Below are 21084 nucleotides of genomic sequence, written 5' to 3'. Positions count from 1 at the left end.
GCTCCTCTCCTGTTTGATTGGTTTCAAAGACTAGACGGAGCAGGAGTGGCGGTTGTGACATGGTGGCGGGATTCCCGAAAGCAAAATCGGGTCTATGCTCTATCTATGGCGCCAATGTCTGGCGGGCAATCAATGGGGGAGGGCACCATGCTGCTGGCTGAACAATCTACTGGTCATATGATCGAGGTCCTGGACCTTGGCGCACTGTTCAATCCGTTTGAGAGTCGGGTGACCGGCTGCCTGCATTTCGGTGAAGAAGCCCAGGATCCGGAGCCTTACGACAAGAATACGTTGGTGTTTCCGTCCGGGGAGCCGCTGCCCCGCTGCTGGGTTGACGCCGATTACCGCAAGTCCTGACAGGCTGACCCCCTCGCTTTCGGTGAGGGGGCTGGGCGGATATCATCTTCTGCTGGTGACAGGTTCTTAACGGCTACTTACATGCCGACGGCCGCACCACTGGCATCGGTACTCTCAAAGATCTTGTCGGCGGAGGCGGCAACAAAACCGCTGTAAAGTTCACCGTCGGCTTTCGGATAGCGCTTGGCAAATTCATAGAAGCAGCTGGGAATGGCCACGGTACGGTCGCTGAATCGCACCTCGGCCTTGTCCGCCATGGTGGACGACTGCTCAAGCAGATCCTGCGGGGAGCCCTTGATCTCGCCGCCAGAGCTGTTCACCGCAAAGCCGTTGGCTTTCAAAACCTCATTGACCTCTGCCACGGAGTCGAACTTGGCCAGCAGGTTGATGTTCACCGTAAAGTGATTGGCGCGGTAGCCCCAGGCTGCGAGCCACGCGGCGTACTCGCTTTCTTCCAACAGACGCTGGTAGGTGGCGTAGTCCACGTTCCAGTGGGTACCCGAGTACAGGAAGTTGTCGGCGGTGACGGCGTCTTCCGGTACCTGGGCGACCAGTTCCCTGACGATGGCCTGCAACTCCGGTGAGAATGCCTCGACCAGCAGCTCTGAAATGAACACTTTCGGAGCCGTGGGATCCGGGTGTTCGTAATGTTTGGCGTAGAGCTTCTTGGCTTCAAAGTGGTACTCGCCACCCTCCCGGTAGCCCAGTGCCAGGAAGTGGGCCGCGAGTTTTTCGAGGCCGACCTTGCCCAGGTTGAAGGTGCGCAAGGCAATGTGGTCGTTAACGATATCGTCGCCCTGGGTATCCCCGAGCAGTTGGTGGATCCTGTCGGCCGAAGGGGTCACCGCCTTGTAGTTGTCCCACAGGTCGCGAAACAGGGTGTTGCGGTCAGAGTGCATAGCGGAACTCCTTCTGGGGCGGCAGTGCCAGCCCTTGTTGGTCGTGGGAAACGGGTTGGCTGGCGGTGTTGGCCGCCGCAAGCCGGATAAACCGGGCACTGGCGCCCTCGTCCAGCTCCAGGGTTTTGGCCAGTTCGGCGGGCACCTGCAGCACGTTATGTTCAGGCAGGTACACGGCCTGGTCGGTCACGGTGGCACGGAAGCCGGTGGTGCGGGTGTTGGCGATGGCCAGCACATCGCCCCGGCCACTGACCGGGCCCCGGTTGAGCACGGCGGTATCGTGGGCAATGGCCTGAATCCGACAGCTGACGGAACTGGCAACACTGAGGATCTGGTCTCGCTCCGCCTCTACGGTGGGGCCGCCATCGAACAAATCCACATAGCCTTTGTGGCGAAAACCTTCCTTCTCAAGCATAGCCAGGGCGGGCTTGGTGTGCTGGTGAACCTCGCCAATCACCGCACGGGCGTCGTGGCTCAGCAGGTTGGTATACAGTGGGTATTTGGGCATCAGTTCGGCGATGAAGCCTTTGTTGCCGGCGCCGGAGAGCTGGGTCACCGTGGCAAAATCGAGGTTGACGAAGTGCTCACGCAGCCAGTCCCAGAAGGGCGATTCATCGGCGTCGTTGGAGACGCCACGCATTTCCGCGATCACGGTGTCGGCGAAACGTTGCGGGTGCAGGGCCATGAACAGGAATCGTACCTTCGACAGCAGTTTGCCAGCGTAGGCGCGACGGAACTTGGGGCGCAGGTACAGGGTGCAGATTTCTGTGCAGCCGGTGTAGTGGTTGCACATGTTCAGCACCTCAACGCTGCTGAACAGGTTTAATTCGCGGGAATGATGCACCACCCGGCTCAGGTGATAGTGGTAGAGCGGGCTGCTGAGCCCAACCGATGCCTCAATGCCGGTTGTGCCCATGAAGTCCCCGGTGGCCTCGTCTTCCAGAACGAACAGGTAGCTTTCCTGGCCTGGGGTCGCCACGTCTCGGGCAAAGCTGTCGATGGAATGCTGGATCTTGTTGACGAGAAAATCGTGATCGTCGATCAACGAGGTAAACCCCGGACCGGATTCGACCGCAATCTGCTGCAAAGCAGGAAGGTCTCGATGGGCAATCGGGCGGATGATCATGGGCTTGGCTCCGTGTCTGGGACCGCTGGTCAGGCGATGGGACGACCGAAGTGTCGGCCTTGGCAATCACATAAGGTTATTATGAAGGGCGGGTTGCTCAGATTGCAGTTGCGAATTGATCGATATGTGGTATTGATAAGTCAAATTGACGACCTGGTTTATCAAAATGATCAACAAGCAGGATCAGCAGCTGATTGCCCTGCTGCGCCAGAATGCCCGGGCCAGTGTCTCCGACCTGGCCAGGGCGCTGCATCTTTCCCGCTCGACGGTGCAAAACCGTATTGCTCGGCTGGAAAGCGGCGGCATCATCAAGGGGTATTCCGTGGAAGTGGGCGGCGAGTACACCGCCAACCAGGTGGAAGCCCACGTCTCGATCAAGGTTCACCAGAAGCTCACCGCCCGTACCAACAGTGCGCTGGAACAGATTCCCAATGTGGCCCAGCTCTATGCGGTGAGTGGCGAATACGATCTGCTGGCCATAGTTCAGGCTCAGTCCTTGGAAGCGTTGAGTGCGGTGCTGGATGACATCGGCAACCTGGAGGGGGTGGAACGCACCAACTCGGCGGTAGTGCTGGAGACGAAGTTTCGGCGTTGAGTCTCCCGGAATGGGTGTAACATATTGTAAAATTTTGAAAGATTGTGATTTTTTGCTGGGCAGGTTTCTTGCCGATTTGTTAGTTTCGCGAAACGTTTGCAGTAGTGCATGAGTTTTGCACATATGAGTTGTGCATAGGTAGTGCACATAACCGACAGGGAAGTTGTGATTATGAAGTTCGCTTTAGGGCTGGCTTTTGCGTGGTTCGTTGTGTCTGCTGGGTCCGTTTCTGCGGGAACATTCCGGGAGACAGAAGACATCGTTATCAGCCCGGATTTCTGCTCTCTCTACCCTCTGACGGTTTCCAGCTCACTGCTGGATTCGGCGATTCCCGGACAAACCTTTCAGAATATCCCCCTCGGTACAGGCCCAGGCCAATACAATTGGCTGACGTGGCAGGGTGATAATGATGCGCCTTTGCTGGCGGCCGCCTTGGTTCCGCCTGGAACCAGTCGTACCTACATCAACCCGGGCCGTGCGTCCGATCACCAATTGAATATTGGTGACTTGGTCGAAGGTGCGCCAGGCGTAATGAATAGCCGCGGCATTCGATCCAATCTCGATGCCCTGCTGGGCGACAACATTATTATTCCGGTTTGGGGTGAATATTCCGGCCAGGGAGCCAACCTGGATTACGGAGTAGCCCAGTTTGCGGTAGTTCGGCTGACGGACTACAAGCTTAGTGGTCAGGGTTATATCAGCTTCACGTTTGAAAGGTTTACCCGCTGCTACAACGTAAGACCCGAAGCCTTGGACAGCCAGGTTACAACACCTGAAGATACCCCTCTCGACTTCTTGTTGCAGGCACAGGATGCTGATGGCGACGAGCTCAACTTTGAGGTCCTGAGTGCACCCCAGCATGGTGTCATTGAGCACAACAATGGCCAGGTGATCTACAGCCCCCACGCCAATTATTACGGCCCGGATAGCCTGACCTTCCAGGTGCACGATGATGAACAGCTGTCCGGAATGGCAACGGTGACCATCGATGTCACACCGGTCAACGATGCGCCTGTCGCCACCCCTGCTCATGCCAGTGGCCCTGAAGACACGCTAATCCCTCTGCAGTTTTCGGGGTCTGATATTGAGGAATCACCGCTCACCTTTACCGTAGTCGTTGCGCCAACCCATGGATCGGTCGTGGAAACTGCTACAGGTTATGCCTATCTGCCTGATGAGAACTACTTTGGCCCAGATCAACTGACCTACGTTGCCAACGATGGTGAGCTTGATTCAGCACCAGCAGTGCATGGTTTGACGATTATTCCTGTGAATGACCCTCCCGTGGCGGAAGATGTTTACGCTGAAACTGAGGGCGGTGATCCGGTGGCAATCATGCTGGTGGGCAGCGATATTGATAGCGATGAGCTGGTCTACAGTCTGCTGGATAGCCCTTCCCACGGGACGATGACCGGCGATGCCCCGGATCTGTTCTATACCCCGGCCCCGGATTTCGAAGGTGTGGAGACGCTCACTTATCAGGTGTCGGACGGTGAATTATCTGCAACGGCAACCATTACCATCAATGTGATTCAGCCGAATTTGCCTCCGGTTATAACCAGCCCCCCAATGGTGACAACACCAGAGCAGTCGCCTTATCAGTACCCGGTGCTGGCTGAGGACCCCAACAAGAATGATGTTCTGACGTATTCTCTACTGCGTGGACCGGCGGAGATGGGCATTGGCGCTGAGAGCGGCGTGATCCAATGGTTACCTTCACCAGAGTTCACGCAAACCGTGCCAACCTTTAACGACCAATGCTACGTGGTGCCCACCGGGTCGGTAAAAGAATACGAAGAGGGTGACGACGCCGCGGGTGTGGCCTATATCGCTCCGCTGTTTTTCAGGGTTCGGGAAGCCATTGCTGATGCCAGCGATTATGTGGCGCCGCAATCGGTGGCTTGGCACCGTCAGCACCAATGTTTGGGGTGTCACGTCCAGACCCAGAGCGTACTTGGACTGCAGGCATCCAGAGAAAAGGCAGATGTGGATGAAACCGCGGCGGAGTACCTGCTTTCAGAGATTCTCGCCAGTCAGCTTTCAGACGGCTCTATCCGTCGTTCACACCCAGGTTATGCCAAGAACCAGACTGCATTTGCCCTGTGGGCGCTCAATGCCGTGCCGGATCGGGCACGAACACTATCGGTCCGGCAACAGGGACTGAAATTCTTTACGAACCGGGTGAGCCTCAGTGGTCAGCGGGCCTACTGGACCAATGATCACGCCAGTGGTTGGCTGAGGAACCCGGTTGCAATTACGGCACTGGTGTCACAGGCCTCATCTGATTTGTTGCAGGATTTTGAGGAGCTGGACGTCCTGACTGCCGAGCAACAGGAGCTGGCCGATTTTTACCGTCAGCTGGCCCCAAACCTGGCCGACTATTTACTGGCAGGTGTTGAGGCCAATGAGTCGGATAACCTGAAGCAGGTGTTCCGGCTGATCGGATTGGCAGAGTTGGTGACGATGATCACCGATGAAAGCCTTTTAGCGCGTATCGATGAAGCTGTTGAGCTGATTGATGGTCGTTTGCGTGATCGCCAGTTGGAGGTGGGTGGCTGGGCGCCGAATGTCTCCGGTACCCAGGGTGATCCGTTGACGTCGGCGTGGGTTGGCTTGGCCCTGGATTATGGCAACCCTGCTATCACCGATCCGGTGGTACTGGCCAATATCGAATACTTGCTGGACACCCAACAGGCGAACGGTACCTGGAACACCAACAGCGGGCTCTTCAGTACCAAGCTGGCTACCACCAGCCTGGTGATGGCTTATCTGCCGGTTGCTTTGGACCACCTTGGAAATCCGGATGTTCGACTGGGGCATGTCCGCCTCGTTCAAGGCAGTGGTGAACAGCACGAACTGAGTGTTCAGCTGGGTAATCGGGGGCTGGCTGACATCAGTGTACCTCTCGCTATGGACTTCTATGCCGGTACCTCCGAGGAGGGTGTCCTGCTGGGGACAGCGCAAGTCGATGAGCTGGACAGTGGGGGCACGGCCTATCCCGCTATCACGGTTTTCGACAACCAGCTGACCGATGACCTGACTGTGGTGCTCCGTCCTGGTGTGGACATCGAGGAATGCCAAATCACCAATAACGCGACCCGAGCCGCCCTGGTGAGGGTAGAAGTGGCCGACCCGGACGGGCTGACGGATGACCAGCTCTTTGCCCTTAATGTGGAAGATGTGAACGAGGCTCCGGTTATCAACAGCGAGCCTGCCGCGGTACTTGAGGGTGGCCAGTCTTTCGAATACCAAATTGAGGTGACGGATGGTGATGTTGGTGATGCCCATCGCTACAGTCTGTTGTCGGGGCCGGAAGGGTTGTACCTGGATGAACGCACCGGGCGGTTTACCTCCGTGCCTGGCGGTATCGCACCTGGTGAATACAGCATTACTGTGCTGGTTACGGACCTCCGCGGAGCTACCACGCAGCAGACTTTCACTCTGGTGATCCACGAAAACCTGCCCCCACAGATTGTTACTCCGGCGGTGGTTGCCGGAGGGGAAGACTCAGGTTACCGCTATGACGTTGATGCGACCGACCCGAATGTCGGTGATGAATTGTCTTATGGTCTTGAGTTTGCCCCGGAAGGGATGGCTATTGTAGCGGACACTGGGTTGATTGAATGGTCTGCCGGTGGCGACTGGGTGGATAACCGAACAGATTCTCATGGGCTCTGTATTGCTGAGCCGGAAGAAGAACTGGGAACGTTGAGTCCGGTGGAGAAATGGCGCTGGGATGTGGCTGGCCAGCCTGCGGCCAACTACAACCAGGTCATGCACGCGCCGATTGCTGTGCCCCTGTACGACACCAACGGCGATGGCCGGGTTGATGTGAATGATGACATCGCGATCATCTTCCAGACTTTCCGTGGCGGGTACTACTATGGGCAAGGTTACCTGAGAGCGGTGTGGGCCAAGAATGGTCAGCCCGTCTGGACATCAGCCGGTGCATCAATCTTGCCTGAAGGATCTCCAGCTGCCGCCGATATCGATGGCGATGGCTTTGTTGAGATTGTCACACCCCGATACGGTGGCGGTATCATCGCATTTTCCCACGATGGCCAAGTGGAATGGGAATCCAGTAGCCGTATAACCATCCGCTGGGGAGGTGCAAGCTTTGCCGACCTCAACGGTGATGGCATCACTGAGATTGTTGTTGGCAATGCGGTCTTCGACAATACCGGCCAGTTGATCTGGCAGGGTTCCGGTCCCTCTGGCAACAATGGAGCAGGCCCGTTATCGTTTGCGGCAGATATTAATGGCGATGGCTATCAGGAAGTTATTGCCGGCGGTGCCGCCTACAGCTACGACGGGCAGCTCCTTTTCAATCACGGTGAAGGGTTTGCGGCTGTTGGTGATCTTGATGGCGATGCCATGCCCGAGATTGTTGTGGTCAGTAGCGGCCAAGTCAAACTCCTTAACCATGATGGTTCACTTGTCTGGAGCGGTAAGTCAATTCCCGGGGGTGGTAATGGCGGGGCTCCGACAATTGCGGATATGACTGGTGACGGCGTTCCAGACATCGGGGTGGCAGGCGCTAACCGTTATGTTGTCTTCAATGCTGATGGCGCCATTGTTTGGCAGTCGCCGACCCGTGACAACTCGTCCCACAAAACCGGCTCCTCGGTGTTCGATTTCAACGGCGACGGACGTGCCGAAGTCGTTTACGCTGATGAGTATTACCTACGGATATACGATGGCCCCACCGGTCAGGTTATCTATGAGATCGCCAACACCAGCGGTACGACCTACGAATTGCCCGTCGTTGCAGACGTGGACAATGACAATCATGCCGAGATTGTGGTTATTTCAAACAGCTATGGTCGTGGCAACTACGCTGGCGTAAGAGTTTTTGAAGACGAAGCTGACGCTTGGGCCCCCACTCGTTCCATCTGGAACCAGCACGCCTACAGCATCAATAACATCAATGATGACCTGACGATTCCAGCCCGTCCGATGCCGAGCTGGTTGAGCCACAATACGTTCCGGTTGAATACCTTCCCTGACCGGGATGCCCTGTCGCTTGCGGACATTTCAGTATCTGGCATCACCTATGACCAGGCCACCAGCACCGCAAGTGTCACTGTTTATAACCGCGGTCTGGCCCCGGTTGTCGGACCGTTGACGGTGTCCTTTGTTCACGACCATTTCTGGACTGGCGAAGAAGCCCTTGGCCAGGTCACCGTGGACGGGCTGCTGCCGGGAGAGACCACCCAGGCTTCGTTGGCTGTAGATGACAGTAAGATCATCCAGGCATTGATGGTGACGGTTTCCGGTCCCGCCGATCTTGTGGAATGTGATACTGACAACAACCACACCCGTGCAGCGATTGTGGATGTCCGTGTATTTGACGAGGCGGGGCTGTTCGATGCCCAGAAGTATGCAGTATCCATCGCCGACGCTAATGATGCACCGGTATTCGCCAGTCCCGCCTCAAGCACTGCGGTCGTGGGTGAGCGCTTCAGCTTCCAGCTTGAAGTGAGCGATCCCGACAGAGGCGATGCCCATCGGTTCGAGCTGGTGGATGGACTGGCTGGATTCGAACTCAATGAGCGTACCGGCGAATTGCAGGCCGAAGGGCTGGCCGAAGGTTTCTATACCCTGAACCTGAGGGCAACGGACCTGTCCGGGGCGGTTGCTGAGCAGACTCATGTGGTCACGGTAACGGCGTCCGATAACCTGCCGCCGGAATTTACGTCTGAAGCTCAGGGGGTGATTCAGCCGGGCGAGACCTTCAGCTATATCGCTCAGGCGACTGACCCGGATGGCGATGAGGTGGTGTACCTCCTCAGCCGTTCCCAGCCCGGTATGACCATTGACGGTGTCACCGGCCAGATACGATGGACGCCGGACGCTGGCATGACGGGCGTGTTCTCCGCCGAAGTTACGGCTTTGGATACCCGGGGTGCGTCCAGTCGGCAGTATTTCCTGATCGAAGTCGTGGACCCCAGCGCAGGCAACCAGCCACCGACTATCACCAGCTCGCCGAACGGCGCAGTGTATGCCGGTCAGCGCTTTGACTACCAGGTGACCGCGAATGATCCGGACGGTGACTCACTGACGTTCTCACTGACCCAATCCGAAGACGGCATGACCCTATCGGGCAGCGGTCTGTTCTCCTGGCTTGCGCCAGCGGACCGGATTGGTGATACGGCCATTGTTGAGATCCAGGTGGACGATGGTCGTGGCGGACAGGCCCGCCAGAAGCTCACTTTGCCGGTAAACGAAAGCGCTAATCATCCGCCGCTGGTGACCAGCACGCCGGGTACTCAGGCGTTGGCGGAAACCCTCTATCGCTATCCGCTGACAGCGACAGATAGTGATGGCGACAGTTACCGCTTCTCTTTGGACTTAGCACCCAACGGCATGACCCTGGACGGTAGTCTGGTCAGCTGGACGCCTTCTGCGGCGCAGGCTGGCAGGGTGCATGATGTAGTAGTGCGGGTCACCGATGCCCGCGGTGCGGCCTCAACCCAGAGCTACGGCATAGGCGTCAATGCGCCTGTGGAAGCCAACGAAACGCCTCAGATCAGCAGCTTGCCTACGTCGCCGGCCATGGTTGGCCACACCTATGGTTATGATGTCGTTGCTCGTGATGCCGATGGTGACCAGCTCAGCTATGCGCTGGAAACCGGCCCTGCCGGTATGACGCTGTCTGGAGACGGTGCCCTGCGCTGGACTCCAGTCAGTGACCAGGTGGGCGCTCACAACGTTCGCATCCGGGTGTCTGACGGTAAGTCCTATGTCACTCAGGGTTTTATCCTCGATGCGGTGGATGACAGCAATAATAGCTACCCGGAGATTACCAGCCGGCCGACGTTCCAGGCTGTAGTGGGCGAAACCTACCAGTACCAGCTGGTGGCCACCGACGCGGATGGTGATGCGCTGACCTATGGCGCCATGACCCAGCCGGCTGGGCTGTCTGTGGACAGTGCTGGCCTCGTGACCTGGACGCCTGCCACGGAACAGCTTGGACTGCACGACGTGGTGTATTTCGCCGATGATGGCAAGGGGCGCACCCTGCAAAGTACCAGCATTCGGGTGCAGGAAGAGCCCCTGCCGCTAGAGATCACTGTGCTGGTGAGTCCAGACAGTGTGAGTGCCGGTGACACCGTCACCATTGATGTATTTGCCGAGGGTGGGCGAGGCGAATTTGATATCCGGGTGGACGTGGATGGCGAGCAGCTGGCGGTGAGTCCCTACGGGCGGACCTATTGGACAGCTGTCGGTTCCGGTCGCCACACCGTGACTGCCATTGTCAGTGATGGCTCCACCACTGTCACTGAACAAGCCTACGTCACGATTCAGGATGACGGCGACACCGTTGCGCCGGTGGTCACCCTGGAGGGGCCGGCAACCGGATCCATCGTAACCGCGCCCACGGACATCATCGCCACCATCCAGGATGATAACCTGGTGGCCTACGAGGTGCTGATTGCTCCATCGGGCGATGATAACTGGCAGGTTATTGCTGAAGGCGGCACCAGCCAGGTGTCCGCGCCGGTCGCCGTGTTTGATCCTAGCCTGCTGATGAATGGCCAATGGGATGTGGCCGTCATTGCCTTGGATGTGAACGGCCAGTCTGCGTCTGACATGCTGTCGCTGCAGGTCGAGGGTGACCTCAAGGTGGGTAACTTCAGTATCACGCTGGAAGACCTGGCGATTCCCATGGCAGGTCTACCCATCCGGGTGACTCGTACCTACGACAGTCGCCGTCGATTCGAAGACCTCGATTTTGGCCATGGCTGGAGCGTTGGCTACCAAGACGTCAAGATAGAAGAGTCCCGACCACTGGGCAGTTACTGGGCCATCAACCAGTACAAACGCGGCCCGCTGAACATGATCACTGACTTCTGCATTGAGCCCCTGGGGGCGCCGGTGGTTACCGTAACGTTGCCTACTGGCGATGTAGAACGATTCGAGGTGGGCGTGTCGCCGCGGTGCAACACCTACCAGGTGATCAAAGACGTAGCGCTGGAGTTTACTCCGGTGGGTACTACCCAGTCCGAACTTGTGGCGCTGAACGACAGCACCGCCCGCTATGAGGGTGGCACCCTATTGGAGACCGGTTATTACTCGGGTCCGGTGGATCCGAGCCGCTACCAGCTCACCACCGAGGCAGGCTACGTCTACAACCTGAACCAGGATTTTGGCATCGACACGGTGGTGGACCCCAACGGTCACACCCTGCGCTACACCAACGATGGCATTTTCCATTCCAGTGGCAAGGCGGTGACCTTCAACCGTGACAGCGATGGTCGCATCCGGTCCATTACCACCCCCAACGGCGATGTTCTGAACTACAGCTACACAGCGAATGGAGACTTGGTGGCCAGCGCCGACGCCATGGCCAACACTACCGAGTACACCTACAACCGTAGTCATGGCCTGCTGGAGGTCATTGATCCGCTGGGGCGTCGCCTGGTTCGCAATATCTATGACGACGATGGTCGTTTGGTTGCCCAAGAGGACAACGAAGGCAATATCACGGAGTTCAACCATGACCTCGAAGGCCGCCAATCTGTGGTCACCGACCGTCGTGGTAACACGACGCTGTACTACTACGATGACCGTGGCAACATCACCACCAGGGTAGATGCTGCGGGTAAGACCTGGCAGTACACCTACGATGAGCGTGGTAACCAGCTAAGCCAGCTCGACCCGCTGGGGCACAGCGCCTCGGCCACCTTTGATGAACGCAACAACCAGTTGACCCAGACAGACGGGCTGGGCCACACGGTGGCGTACACCTATAACAGCCGCGGTCAGGAACTGACCATCACGGATGCCCGTGGCAACCTGTACAGGAATACCTACGACAGCGTAGGTAACCTTCTAAGCGTTACCGATCCTGAGGGCAACGTGGCCGGCAATAACATTAATGCCGACGGTCAGGTATCGAAGAGTGTAGACGCTGAGGGCAACGCCACCACCTACACCTACGACGGTGACGGCAACAAGCTGAGCGAGACCAATCCACTGGGTGCGACCACCCGGTTCACCTACGACGCCAACGGCAATGTGCTAAGCGAAACCCGTGAGCGCACCGTCAATGGTAGTACGGTAGCGGAGACCACCCGCTACGTTTACGACGCCAACAACCGGGTGATTGAGACCCACCATCCGGATGGCACCACGGTCCATGCTGAGTATGATGTCGCCGGCAATCAGACCGCTATGGTGGATGTTCTGGGCCGTCGCACCGAGTATGCCTATGATGCTTTCGGCCGGGTCACTGAGACCTATTACCCGGATGGCTCCGTGGCGACCAGGATCTACGATGCCGAAGGCAATGTAGATGCCGAAAACGACCGTCTGGGCCGCACGACCCGCTACACCTACGATGCCCTGAACCGGGTAATCCGTAGCGACTACGCCGACGGCAGTCACGCTGCCACGAGCTACGACGCCGCCGGCCGGGTGATCAGCGAATCCGACGGCAACGGAAGCGTGACGCACTATGAGTATGACGCTGCGGGTCGTCGCACTGCCGTGGTGGATGCTTTGGGCAACCGCCACAGCTTCAGCTACGATCCGGATGGCAACCTCACCAGCGAAACTGACGCTAACGGGCACACCACCCGATATACCTACAACGCGCTGGATCAGCGTACGGCAACGGTGTACCACGATGGCAGCAAGGTGACCGATGCATACGATGCTATGGGGCGCCGTACCTCTCACACGGACCAGAATGGCCGTATCACCACCTATGAATACGACACCTTAGGCCGTCTCATCAAGGTGATCGATGCCCTCGAAGGTGCCACCTCCTTCAGCTACGACGCTGTCGGTAATAAGCTGACCCAGGCCGATGCAGAAGGCCGTACCACCCGCTGGACCTACGACAGCCAAGGCAGGGTGCTGAGCCGGACCCTGCCGATGGGACAGACCGAGAGCTTCAGCTACGACGCCGCAGGCAACCGTTTGAGCCACACCGACTTTAACGGTCAGACCACCAGCTACCAGTACGACCTGAACGACCACCTGACCCGCGTCACCTACGGCGACGGCACGGTGGAAACCTTCAGTTACGACGCCGTGGGCAACCGCCTCACCGCCACCACGCCGGACGGCACCACCCGCTACCGTTACGATGCCATGAACCGGCTGTTGGAAGAGATCCAGCCCGACGGTTCGGTGTTGTCCTACGGCTACGACCAGGCCGGAAACCGGGTGCAGCTGGATGTTTCCACCGACGATCAGACCCGCAGCACCAGCTACAGCTTTGACAAGCTTAACCGGCTTGCGACGGTAAATGGCGGCCTGGGTGAAACCGTCTACAGCTACGACAAGGTAGGTAACCGAGCCAGTGTCAGCTACCCCAATGGCAACGTTACCAGCTACAGCTACGATGCACTCAACCGGCTGGTGGCCCTGACTTCCATAGACGTTTCCAATGCCGTAGTAGCAGACTACCGCTATGAGCTGGACCCCACCGGCCGCCGTACCGGTGTGCAGGAGCTGCACAATGGTCGCAGTACAGGTTACAGCTACGACGAGCTGTATCGATTGATTGGCGAGACCGTCACCGATCCGGTTAACGGTAGCTACAGCGCCGAGTATCAGTACGACAAGGTGGGCAACCGGACCTACAGCATCGTCGACGGCGTCCACACCGCCTACAGCTACGACGCCAACGATCGCCTGACGCAACAGGGCGGGGTGAGCTACAGCTACGACGCCAACGGCAACACCCTGACCGAGACCGAAGACGGCCAGGTGACCCGGTACACCTACGACGCCCGCAACATGTTGGTCGAAACCACCCGCCCGGGCTACAACGCAAGCTATGGTTACAACGCCGATGGCATCCGCACACGCCGCACCGAGAACGGCGCCAGCACCCAGTTCGTGGTGGATAGTAATAGGGACTACGCCCAGGTGCTGGCGGAAGTGAGCAACGGCACCACCGAGGTTAGCTACACCTACGGCGACGACCTGCTGGTGCAACAGCGCTCAGGCGCCACCTCCTACTACCTCTACGACGGCCACGGCTCAACCCGAGCCCTGGCAGACGAGGGTAGTACCGTCACCGACACCTACCACTACGACGCCTTCGGCGTTCTGCTGGCCCGTGCAGGTGATACCGAAAACGACTATCTGTACACCGGCGAACAGCGGGATGCGGGGCTGGAGCAGTACTACCTGCGGGCACGCTATTACGATCAGGGTGTGGGACGGTTTACGCAGATGGATACGTGGATGGGGGTGAATCATGATCCAGTTACGTTACATAAATACCTATATGCAAATGCAGACCCGGTCACGCATATCGACCCTACAGGGAACTTTAGCCTTGGATCAGTGATGTCTGGGATCAATGTGATGGGTAATTTGGCAATGAGGGCTTACAACGCTTACTCGTTGTTTGACTCCGTATTCCGGATTGCTTCTGGGGAAGAGTCTTTTGACGCAGTGAGTATGGGCACATCCATCATATTGAGCCGGTTGCCGACGAAGTTATCCTCAAAGCTGATTACACGAATATGTGGGAAGAATAGCTTTGATGGCGATACGTTAGTTGCCACTGAGAGCGGCCTGATACCCATATCGGATATTAAGGTTGGTGACCTTGTGTGGTCATACAATGAAGAGACCGGCCTACGATCCTTACAAGAAGTAGTGCACTTGATTGTCGGAGAGGGCGAAAAAGAGATTGTGGATATTTCTTTGCCAAATGGCGAAGTAATAGAAGCAACAGCTGGGCATCCATTTTTTGAGCCAAACCTGGGCGAATGGATTAGCGCTGGTGAGTTGACTCAGACTCAGTCTCTATTGAGTAGGGATGGCGAATTACTGAGCATCTTTGGGTTGACAAGTCGAACCCAAAATACGGTCGTATATAACCTTACCGTAGCGAATGATCATAACTACTATGTCGGTCGTTCCGGTGTGCTCAGCCACAATTCGTCGTGCCGAATGAAAGAAGTGCGTGTTCAAATGCATTCATATGAAGCGGCTAGAAATCGAGCTCTTCAATTGCTTGGGCCTATAGATCCGGCATCTCGTCGTAACATAGTAGGTCGACTATCTACCAGCAAAGGGTATGGTCAGGTTGTTGGCTTTGAGACAAAGGCTGATGGTGTATGGAAGCAGTACCGGATCGATTATGATCCTGAAAAAGGGCTGCATATCAACGTAAAAGTCGGGAAAGGGAACGATATGGTTGTAAATCATGCAATTGAGTTCCCCGGGACAGAAAGGGACTTTGAGAGGCTTCTCAGGTCGTTTAACTAATTCGGGAATGCAATACTGTGGATGAAGAGCGTCGAACCCTATTAGAACGAAAGCGCAAGCAACTGAAAGCTGCCACCGAGGCCCGTGCCCGCGCAGCGCTGATTGCCGATGTTATTGCGGAGTTGGACGCTCGGGGGATTAAGTACCAGTTAGAGTTTGTTGATACATCCTGGGAATGGGTTAGAGATCATTTCCCCGTAACCAGCTGGGGCGGCATAGATTGGACCTTGGCCACTCGAAAAATCCAGTTTAACTGGGAGTCGGAGGAGCAGCGCCCGCAGCTCCTGAAGGAAATAATCAAAATCGCCGGGCTGGACGATGAACCGGTCGTCGTGATTTGGAGCAACGCGGATCGCCCCGCAGTTTTGATGCCGCTGGCGGATGTGGAATCCGTTGCCTCCTCTTTGTTTGATCAGGACTTCGATACTTGGATTATCAGTAAGACGTCCCGGTGGTGCATCGAAAGCCATCACAACGGTACTTTTGGCATTGTATTGGACTAACACTCCAGCATTGTTTCGGCGTTAACCGTTCCGCGCTATCCTGAGGGCGGAGAGCAGGGTGTACGAACGGGGCATGGCCATGGCAGAGACAACAACACAGCTGAGGAACAGCCGTCGGACTGTGGCCGCGCTGGTGCTTGGCGCGCTCGTGCTTGCGGGCTGTGCCAGTCAGCCGCAAACGTTGCCGCCGGTATCGGTGGTTCCCGGTGTCGCAACGGGGCAGCCTCAAGAGGAGGCAGTGTTTGCCGAGCAGGATGCGTTGGCGAAGCTGGTCATGCTGCAAAAGGTCTTTAGCCGCTATCAGGGTGTGCCCTATCGCTATGGCGGTACCACCTCGTCCGGCTTTGACTGCTCCGGTTTTATCCGCGCGGCCTACCGCGAAGCCTTTGACCACCCGTTGCCCCGAACCACCGGTGAGATGGTGGGATTGGGGCAGGCTGTGGGGCGCAGCCAGCTGCAACCCGGCGACCTGGTGTTTTTCCACAGCAACGGCCGCAACGGCCATGCCGGTATCTTTATGGGCGATGACCGCTTCATCCATGCGTCTTCGTCGCAGGGGGTGACAGAGTCGTCGCTACAGAGCAGCTACTGGCGTACCCGCTACTCCCAGGCCCGGCGCCTGGTGGTGCCGTGAGCACTGGATGGACCAACAAAAAGAGCCCGCAATCGCGGGCTCTCGTTTTTCAGTGCTACTGCTGTTACATGGGGCCGAAGTTCAGGTTTGTAATGAACATCAGGTCCATGTCGGCCTGGTAGATCAGCGTGGTGTAGGGGCCATTGCCCTTGACCGGCAGATACGTCCATTCCACCCCGCCTTCGGTGTAACTGAGGGCGCCGGAAGTCCATACCGACCAGTTGTTGTCGATGACATTGGTCTCTCCCACGTGCTCGAAGTACATGTCGCCGGCACCGTCGACGTCCAGTGTGATGGTAATCTCCTCGCTCTCTGAGGCGGTCATGTCAAACGTGCCTGATACCGTAGGCGCACCACCGTCGATATCGGCAAAGCTGAACACCTGGACCACATCCATGAAATCATTCCCGCTGGCCTCGACATAGACCTGCTTGGTGTCGCCTTCAAAGTCCTTGAGGGTGACCGAGTAACGACCCAGGCGGCGGAGTGTGAAGTTACCGTCAGCACCGTTATCCGCCAGGGTCAGTTGCCCGGTCGGATGCAGGCGAGCCGGACCGTCTACCGCTCCGACCCCGCCCTCGGATGGGGCGTCATAGAGGCCGCCAGGGCCATCCAGTTCTGCTGAAACGGCGGTTACTTTAAAGGTGGAACCACTGAAGCTGTAGCTGCCCCATTCCGAGGATACTGCCTCTGGCTCTGCAGAACCGTAGGCTTCCTGATTGGCGCTGTGGGCGACCACATAGCTGGTGTCATCAAGAATAGTCAGTACGTTGTGTTGATCCGGGCCGTCGCTGATGTACCAGCTGCCCACCAGGCTGTCCTTGGCGTTACGGACGGGGGTAAACACCGCTTCTTCGCCATCCCTGGCAAGAACCATCGCGCCGTCTTGCAACTGCATGGTCCAGGAAGCCGTGTCGAAGTTATCGGCCAGGCCACCACTGCCGTCAGACTGATCGATGCGGGTCAGCGTCAGGGTTCCTGCGCTGCTGTCCCATTCGTAGGAGCCATACTCAGCGCTGGCAGCCCGCTGTTCCTCGCCGTCGTTGTGGGAATGGGCAATCAGGTATTCGCTGTCATTGATGAACGTCAGGACGTTGATACCGCCATTGGCTTCAACAAACTTCCAGCTGCCGATCAAGTCGCCGGACTGGGAGTCCTGGAAATGGTTGATCGCGTCGATTTCGTCAATCAGTATGAGGCCTGCACCGGTGGAGCCGAGGGCACTGTTGGCCTGGGTTTCAAAGTCGGACTTGCTGATGGCCGGGTCCAGGTCGATATCCTGGAGCGCGGTGTGGATTGCTTCGGTGATGGAGATGCCGTTGCTGGGGTCACCATCAGCGTCCAGGGTCTGCAGCAGGCGCAGAATGTTAATGACGGTGGGGTCGTTGCCCCAGTCGGTGCCACCGTTGCCCATATCCGCCGGAGTGATCCGGCCGGTGGCCTCTACCGCTGGCAGATCAATGCCGCCGATGCTGAAAATAACCGTATCGCCCGGGGCATAGTCGTATTCGCCCAGGTCGTTGGTTTTACCCGTCTGGCCGCTTGGTGAGGTGGTGTAATTGATCCCAATCACCGCGCTGTCGACAAACACGCCGGTTTCAGTGGCTGTACTGCCGCCGCCAGTGTCCCCTGTGCCTCCGGTATCGCTGGAAGAACCGCCGCTGCTGCCGCCACAGCCGGTGAGTGCAATTGATGAAGAGATCGCTGCTGCCAATGCCAGTTTCTTGAAGTTTTCCATGACAATCCTCGTTGTCCACAAATCAATGAGCTAACGCCAGAGAACGTAAGCCAGGGGAACATCGGGGCACATCCCTAAAATGGGGGGTGGAGTCGGAGGCGGGTGTATTTCTCTGTTCTAATTTGTCTGTAGCTTTATGAAAAATAATATATTTTGCTTAGTGTTCGCGTTTGTAAATATTAGTTAAATGAAGTGTTCGGAGCTTGATGGGGCGCAGGTTGTTGCGGGGGTGGGCTGAACGCGAAAAAAAGACCGCGGCCGAAGCCGCGGCAAGGGTGCGATTCTGAGATTAGTGTGGAACGACTCGGTCACGGGTCAGGAAATCGGCGACTGCGTCAACCACCTGCGGCGCTCGCAGCATCCGGTGGTGGCCCAGGCCGTCGGCTGACATCAGTTCTGAGTCGGGCCAGTTGTGGTAGACCCGTGCGCTCTGGTCTGCGCTGACATCCGCGTCGTCGCTGTCGATCACTACCAGTCCCTGTTGCCTCAGTTGAGGCGCCAGTTCTTCCAGAGATAGCTGCTGCCAGACATCACCCCCAAAGCGGGTTTCCATCCGCTTCCGGTGCTCCGCCAGGGCATCCGTACTCAGCCCCATCTGATGGCCCATTTCGTTGACCACCTCCGACAGGCTGGCGGGTGGCGCCAACAGCACCAGCCTGCTGGCGTCGAGGCCGTCCACCAGGGCGCGACCGGCGGCAATACTGCCCAGTGAATGGGCGATGATGGCATGCAGCGGGCCAACCTGATGGGCCACCTTGGCCAGTACCTCGGTCATTTCATACAGGTCTGTGCGTTCGCCCTGGGCGCGGCCGTGGGCGGGCGCGTCGTAAAGCACCACCCGGTAACCGGCGGCGACCAGAGGTTCGATGTAGGCGCCAAACTGGATACCGGCACCAGACCAGCCATGAACGCCAAGGATGGTCGGGCCATCGCCCCAGCTGTAAATGGGCAGGGTATGGGGGCCATGGTGGAGCTGGGTGTGGCTGTCGGCCAGATCCAGCAGGTACTCATAGCGTGACGGCATGGGCAACCGATCCGGGGTAAACGCCAGCCGCTCCACCAGCTTTGCTGCTCCCTCGGCAGACAGCCGGGTGTACAGCTGCAGGCCCAGGCGAAGCGCCTCATGCTGGAAATTGCGTGGCTGGGTCTGGGGTGCCGTGGCAGTACTCAGGTTTCTCATATGGATGGTCATGGCCTTAGCCTCCCTGATTCGGCCTTTCGGCCGTAATGGATGACAGCTTCAGGTTAGGGCTTGCCGGCATCCCAAAGGAGTGTCATATTTGACATTGTAGATGCGAAAAAGGACATGGTCATGATCAAGGTTGCTGTTGTTGCGCTTCCCAACTGCCATGCGTCCGGGGTTTACGGCGTGATGGATTTCCTCGCGACCGCCAACTACTGTGCCCACCTGCCCGGGCAAGCGGCCACCAGCACGTTCGACTGTCAGCTGGTGACTCTGGATGATCAACCGGTCCGGGGGTATAGCGGGGTTTTGGTGGTGCCGACCTGTGAACGGGCGTCGTTCCAGCCGGACGTGATTGTGTTGGGCTCGGGAGGTGAGGCAGTGGCTTCGCCGCAACGGCTGGATCAGAGCCTGCGGAGCCTGACGCCGCTGTTTCCGTGGCTGCAGGCGGCATACCAGCGTGGTGCTGTGATGGCCAGTGTGTGCACCGGCAGTTTTGTACTGGCGGAGGCCGGTTTGCTGGATGGCCAAGTGGCCACAACCCATTGGCGCGCGGCCTCATTATTCCGCAAACGTTACCCGACGCTGCGGCTGGATGAGGAGCAACTGCTCGTAGACAATGGCCAGGTAATCTGCGCCGGTGGTGCCAATGCCTTTGTTGACCTGTGCCTGTACCTCGTGGAGCGGCTGGCCTCACCAGCTCTCGCCCTGGCCTGCAGCAAGTTGTTGGTGATGGATAACCGCCGCTCGGAGCAGATGCCCTATATGAGCTTCTTTGGTCACAAGGCCCATAACGATACGGCGGTGAAGCGGGCCCAGGAGTGGCTGGAGCAGCATTATTCCGAACCGGTAGTGATTGATGAGGTTGCCGAAGTCGCCGGTCTCGGTCACCGTACGTTCAAGCGTCGCTTCAAAGAGGCCACGGGAGAAACCCCACTGTCGTACCTGCAGCAGTTGCGGGTGGAGGCGGCCAAGCACCTGCTGGAATCGAGCCGGGAGCAGACTGCCCAGATTATCTGGCAGGTGGGTTACGAAGACGCCAGTTCGTTTCGTCGCCTGTTCAAGCGCACGGTGGGCTGTACCATGGAACAGTACCGCCGCCGTTTCAGTTACGTGGCGTCCGCTGTTTCGCCTGTGCCCTCCGTGTTGTCACACTGACGAGTAGTCGCTAAATTCCTTTGTTTTGTATACCTTTGGGAGATACAAACAGAGTTCGTGGAGAGCCTCGTGAGAGCGGTTTTAGGGCTAGGGATCGGGTTATTGCTGGCTGGTTGTGTGCCCATGGTTACGGACATGTGGACGGTTCAGCCAGTGTCCGGAATGGTGTTCGATGCCGACAACGGCGCACCGGTGACCGGTGCGGTGGTCCGTAACCTTCACCAGAGTGAATTGGTTGCGGAGACCGGCGCTGTCGGTGAATTTTCCATCGAAGGACAATCGCACCTTGCGTTTCACATGGCGATGCCGGCCAGCTACCTGGACACCCAGTTCTGGGTGATCAGCCATGCTGGCTATGGGGATGCGGCGTTTACCACCAGCACCCTGGCGCCGCCACGCTCAGAGCAGCCGAGCCTGGTTGAGGTGCCGGTGTTTGCCAATGCCGAGCGCGACCCTGACAACTGCCGGTTTGGCCATTACCGGCTGCGCCTGGTGGATTACCTGACCCGAGAGGGAACCCTGGACTGGGGGGCTATGCAGCAGCTGGCGCCGCTGGACGGGTTGGACTGCGAGGATCCGGAGTTGCAGAGGCAATGGCAGGCAGCGCTTGAGCATGCCTACCGCCTGCCCCAGGCCGACGGGGAGGACTAG

11 protein-coding genes are annotated in these 21084 nt (G+C 57.8%); 7 read left to right on the top strand and 4 right to left on the bottom strand.

The window, feature by feature from the left end:
• Positions 1 to 147: 147 nt before the first annotated feature.
• Positions 148 to 357, top strand: a complete 210-nt coding sequence (locus BMZ67_RS02475; protein ID WP_092020903.1) for an acetyltransferase — start codon at positions 148 to 150, stop codon at positions 355 to 357.
• Positions 358 to 434: 77 nt separating this feature from the next.
• On the opposite strand, the gene BMZ67_RS02470 is transcribed toward BMZ67_RS02475, so the two are convergent.
• Together BMZ67_RS02470 and astA are read right to left on the bottom strand one after the other, a co-directional pair.
• Positions 435 to 1256 (bottom strand): DUF1338 domain-containing protein, encoded by an 822-nt coding sequence (locus tag BMZ67_RS02470; protein WP_092020321.1) that lies wholly within the window; start codon positions 1254 to 1256, stop codon positions 435 to 437.
• Positions 1246 to 2382 carry an arginine N-succinyltransferase gene (gene astA, locus BMZ67_RS02465; protein ID WP_092020320.1) on the bottom strand — a complete coding sequence of 379 codons (1137 nt, stop codon included), beginning with the start codon at positions 2380 to 2382 and terminating at the stop codon, positions 1246 to 1248. Before astA ends, BMZ67_RS02470 begins: the two co-directional genes overlap by 11 nt.
• 166 nt (positions 2383 to 2548) lie before the next feature.
• Between astA and BMZ67_RS02460 the strand changes: the two genes are divergently transcribed.
• From BMZ67_RS02460 to BMZ67_RS02445, 4 genes are all read left to right on the top strand, one after another.
• Positions 2549 to 2977 carry an Lrp/AsnC family transcriptional regulator gene (locus tag BMZ67_RS02460; RefSeq protein ID WP_092020319.1) on the top strand — a complete coding sequence of 143 codons (429 nt, stop codon included), beginning with the start codon at positions 2549 to 2551 and terminating at the stop codon, positions 2975 to 2977.
• 171 nt (positions 2978 to 3148) lie between these two features.
• Positions 3149 to 15217 carry an Ig-like domain-containing protein gene (locus BMZ67_RS02455; protein WP_092020318.1) on the top strand — a complete coding sequence of 4023 codons (12069 nt, stop codon included), beginning with the start codon at positions 3149 to 3151 and terminating at the stop codon, positions 15215 to 15217.
• Between the two features lie 17 nt (positions 15218 to 15234).
• The gene (locus BMZ67_RS02450) at positions 15235 to 15720 is read left to right on the top strand and encodes a CDI toxin immunity protein (protein WP_092020317.1); all 486 of its coding nucleotides are present in this window, start codon (positions 15235 to 15237) and stop codon (positions 15718 to 15720) included.
• A gap of 79 nt (positions 15721 to 15799) precedes the next feature.
• Entirely contained in the window at positions 15800 to 16354 is a 555-nt protein-coding gene (locus tag BMZ67_RS02445; protein WP_092020902.1) for a C40 family peptidase, read from the top strand.
• Between the two features lie 64 nt (positions 16355 to 16418).
• Here BMZ67_RS02445 and BMZ67_RS02440 read toward each other — a convergent pair whose 3' ends face one another.
• Together BMZ67_RS02440 and BMZ67_RS02435 are read right to left on the bottom strand one after the other, a co-directional pair.
• Positions 16419 to 18092: a hypothetical protein gene (locus BMZ67_RS02440; protein WP_092020316.1), complete on the bottom strand. Its 1674-nt coding sequence runs from the start codon at positions 18090 to 18092 to the stop codon at positions 16419 to 16421.
• A gap of 289 nt (positions 18093 to 18381) precedes the next feature.
• The gene (locus tag BMZ67_RS02435; protein ID WP_092020315.1) at positions 18382 to 19284 is read right to left on the bottom strand and encodes an alpha/beta fold hydrolase; all 903 of its coding nucleotides are present in this window, start codon (positions 19282 to 19284) and stop codon (positions 18382 to 18384) included.
• Positions 19285 to 19404: 120 nt separating this feature from the next.
• Between BMZ67_RS02435 and BMZ67_RS02430 the strand changes: the two genes are divergently transcribed.
• Positions 19405 to 20433 (top strand): GlxA family transcriptional regulator, encoded by a 1029-nt coding sequence (locus tag BMZ67_RS02430; protein WP_092020901.1) that lies wholly within the window; start codon positions 19405 to 19407, stop codon positions 20431 to 20433.
• Positions 20434 to 20502: 69 nt separating this feature from the next.
• The gene (locus tag BMZ67_RS02425) at positions 20503 to 21084 is read left to right on the top strand and encodes a carboxypeptidase-like regulatory domain-containing protein (protein WP_139214319.1); all 582 of its coding nucleotides are present in this window, start codon (positions 20503 to 20505) and stop codon (positions 21082 to 21084) included.

Origin of the sequence: Marinobacter zhejiangensis, from assembly GCF_900114775.1 — a bacterium.
Taxonomy (GTDB): domain Bacteria; phylum Pseudomonadota; class Gammaproteobacteria; order Pseudomonadales; family Oleiphilaceae; genus Marinobacter; species Marinobacter zhejiangensis.
This window is presented reverse-complemented; position numbering and strand designations above follow the sequence as displayed.

Coding starts and splice junctions, on each gene's coding strand:
- BMZ67_RS02475 (WP_092020903.1), top strand. CDS start 148: ATGCTGCTGGCTGAACAATCTACTGGTCATATGATCGAGGTCCTGGAC.
- BMZ67_RS02470 (WP_092020321.1), bottom strand. CDS start 1,256: ATGCACTCTGACCGCAACACCCTGTTTCGCGACCTGTGGGACAACTAC.
- astA (WP_092020320.1), bottom strand. CDS start 2,382: ATGATCATCCGCCCGATTGCCCATCGAGACCTTCCTGCTTTGCAGCAG.
- BMZ67_RS02460 (WP_092020319.1), top strand. CDS start 2,549: ATGATCAACAAGCAGGATCAGCAGCTGATTGCCCTGCTGCGCCAGAAT.
- BMZ67_RS02455 (WP_092020318.1), top strand. CDS start 3,149: ATGAAGTTCGCTTTAGGGCTGGCTTTTGCGTGGTTCGTTGTGTCTGCT.
- BMZ67_RS02445 (WP_092020902.1), top strand. CDS start 15,800: ATGGCAGAGACAACAACACAGCTGAGGAACAGCCGTCGGACTGTGGCC.
- BMZ67_RS02440 (WP_092020316.1), bottom strand. CDS start 18,092: ATGGAAAACTTCAAGAAACTGGCATTGGCAGCAGCGATCTCTTCATCA.
- BMZ67_RS02435 (WP_092020315.1), bottom strand. CDS start 19,284: ATGACCATCCATATGAGAAACCTGAGTACTGCCACGGCACCCCAGACC.
- BMZ67_RS02430 (WP_092020901.1), top strand. CDS start 19,405: ATGATCAAGGTTGCTGTTGTTGCGCTTCCCAACTGCCATGCGTCCGGG.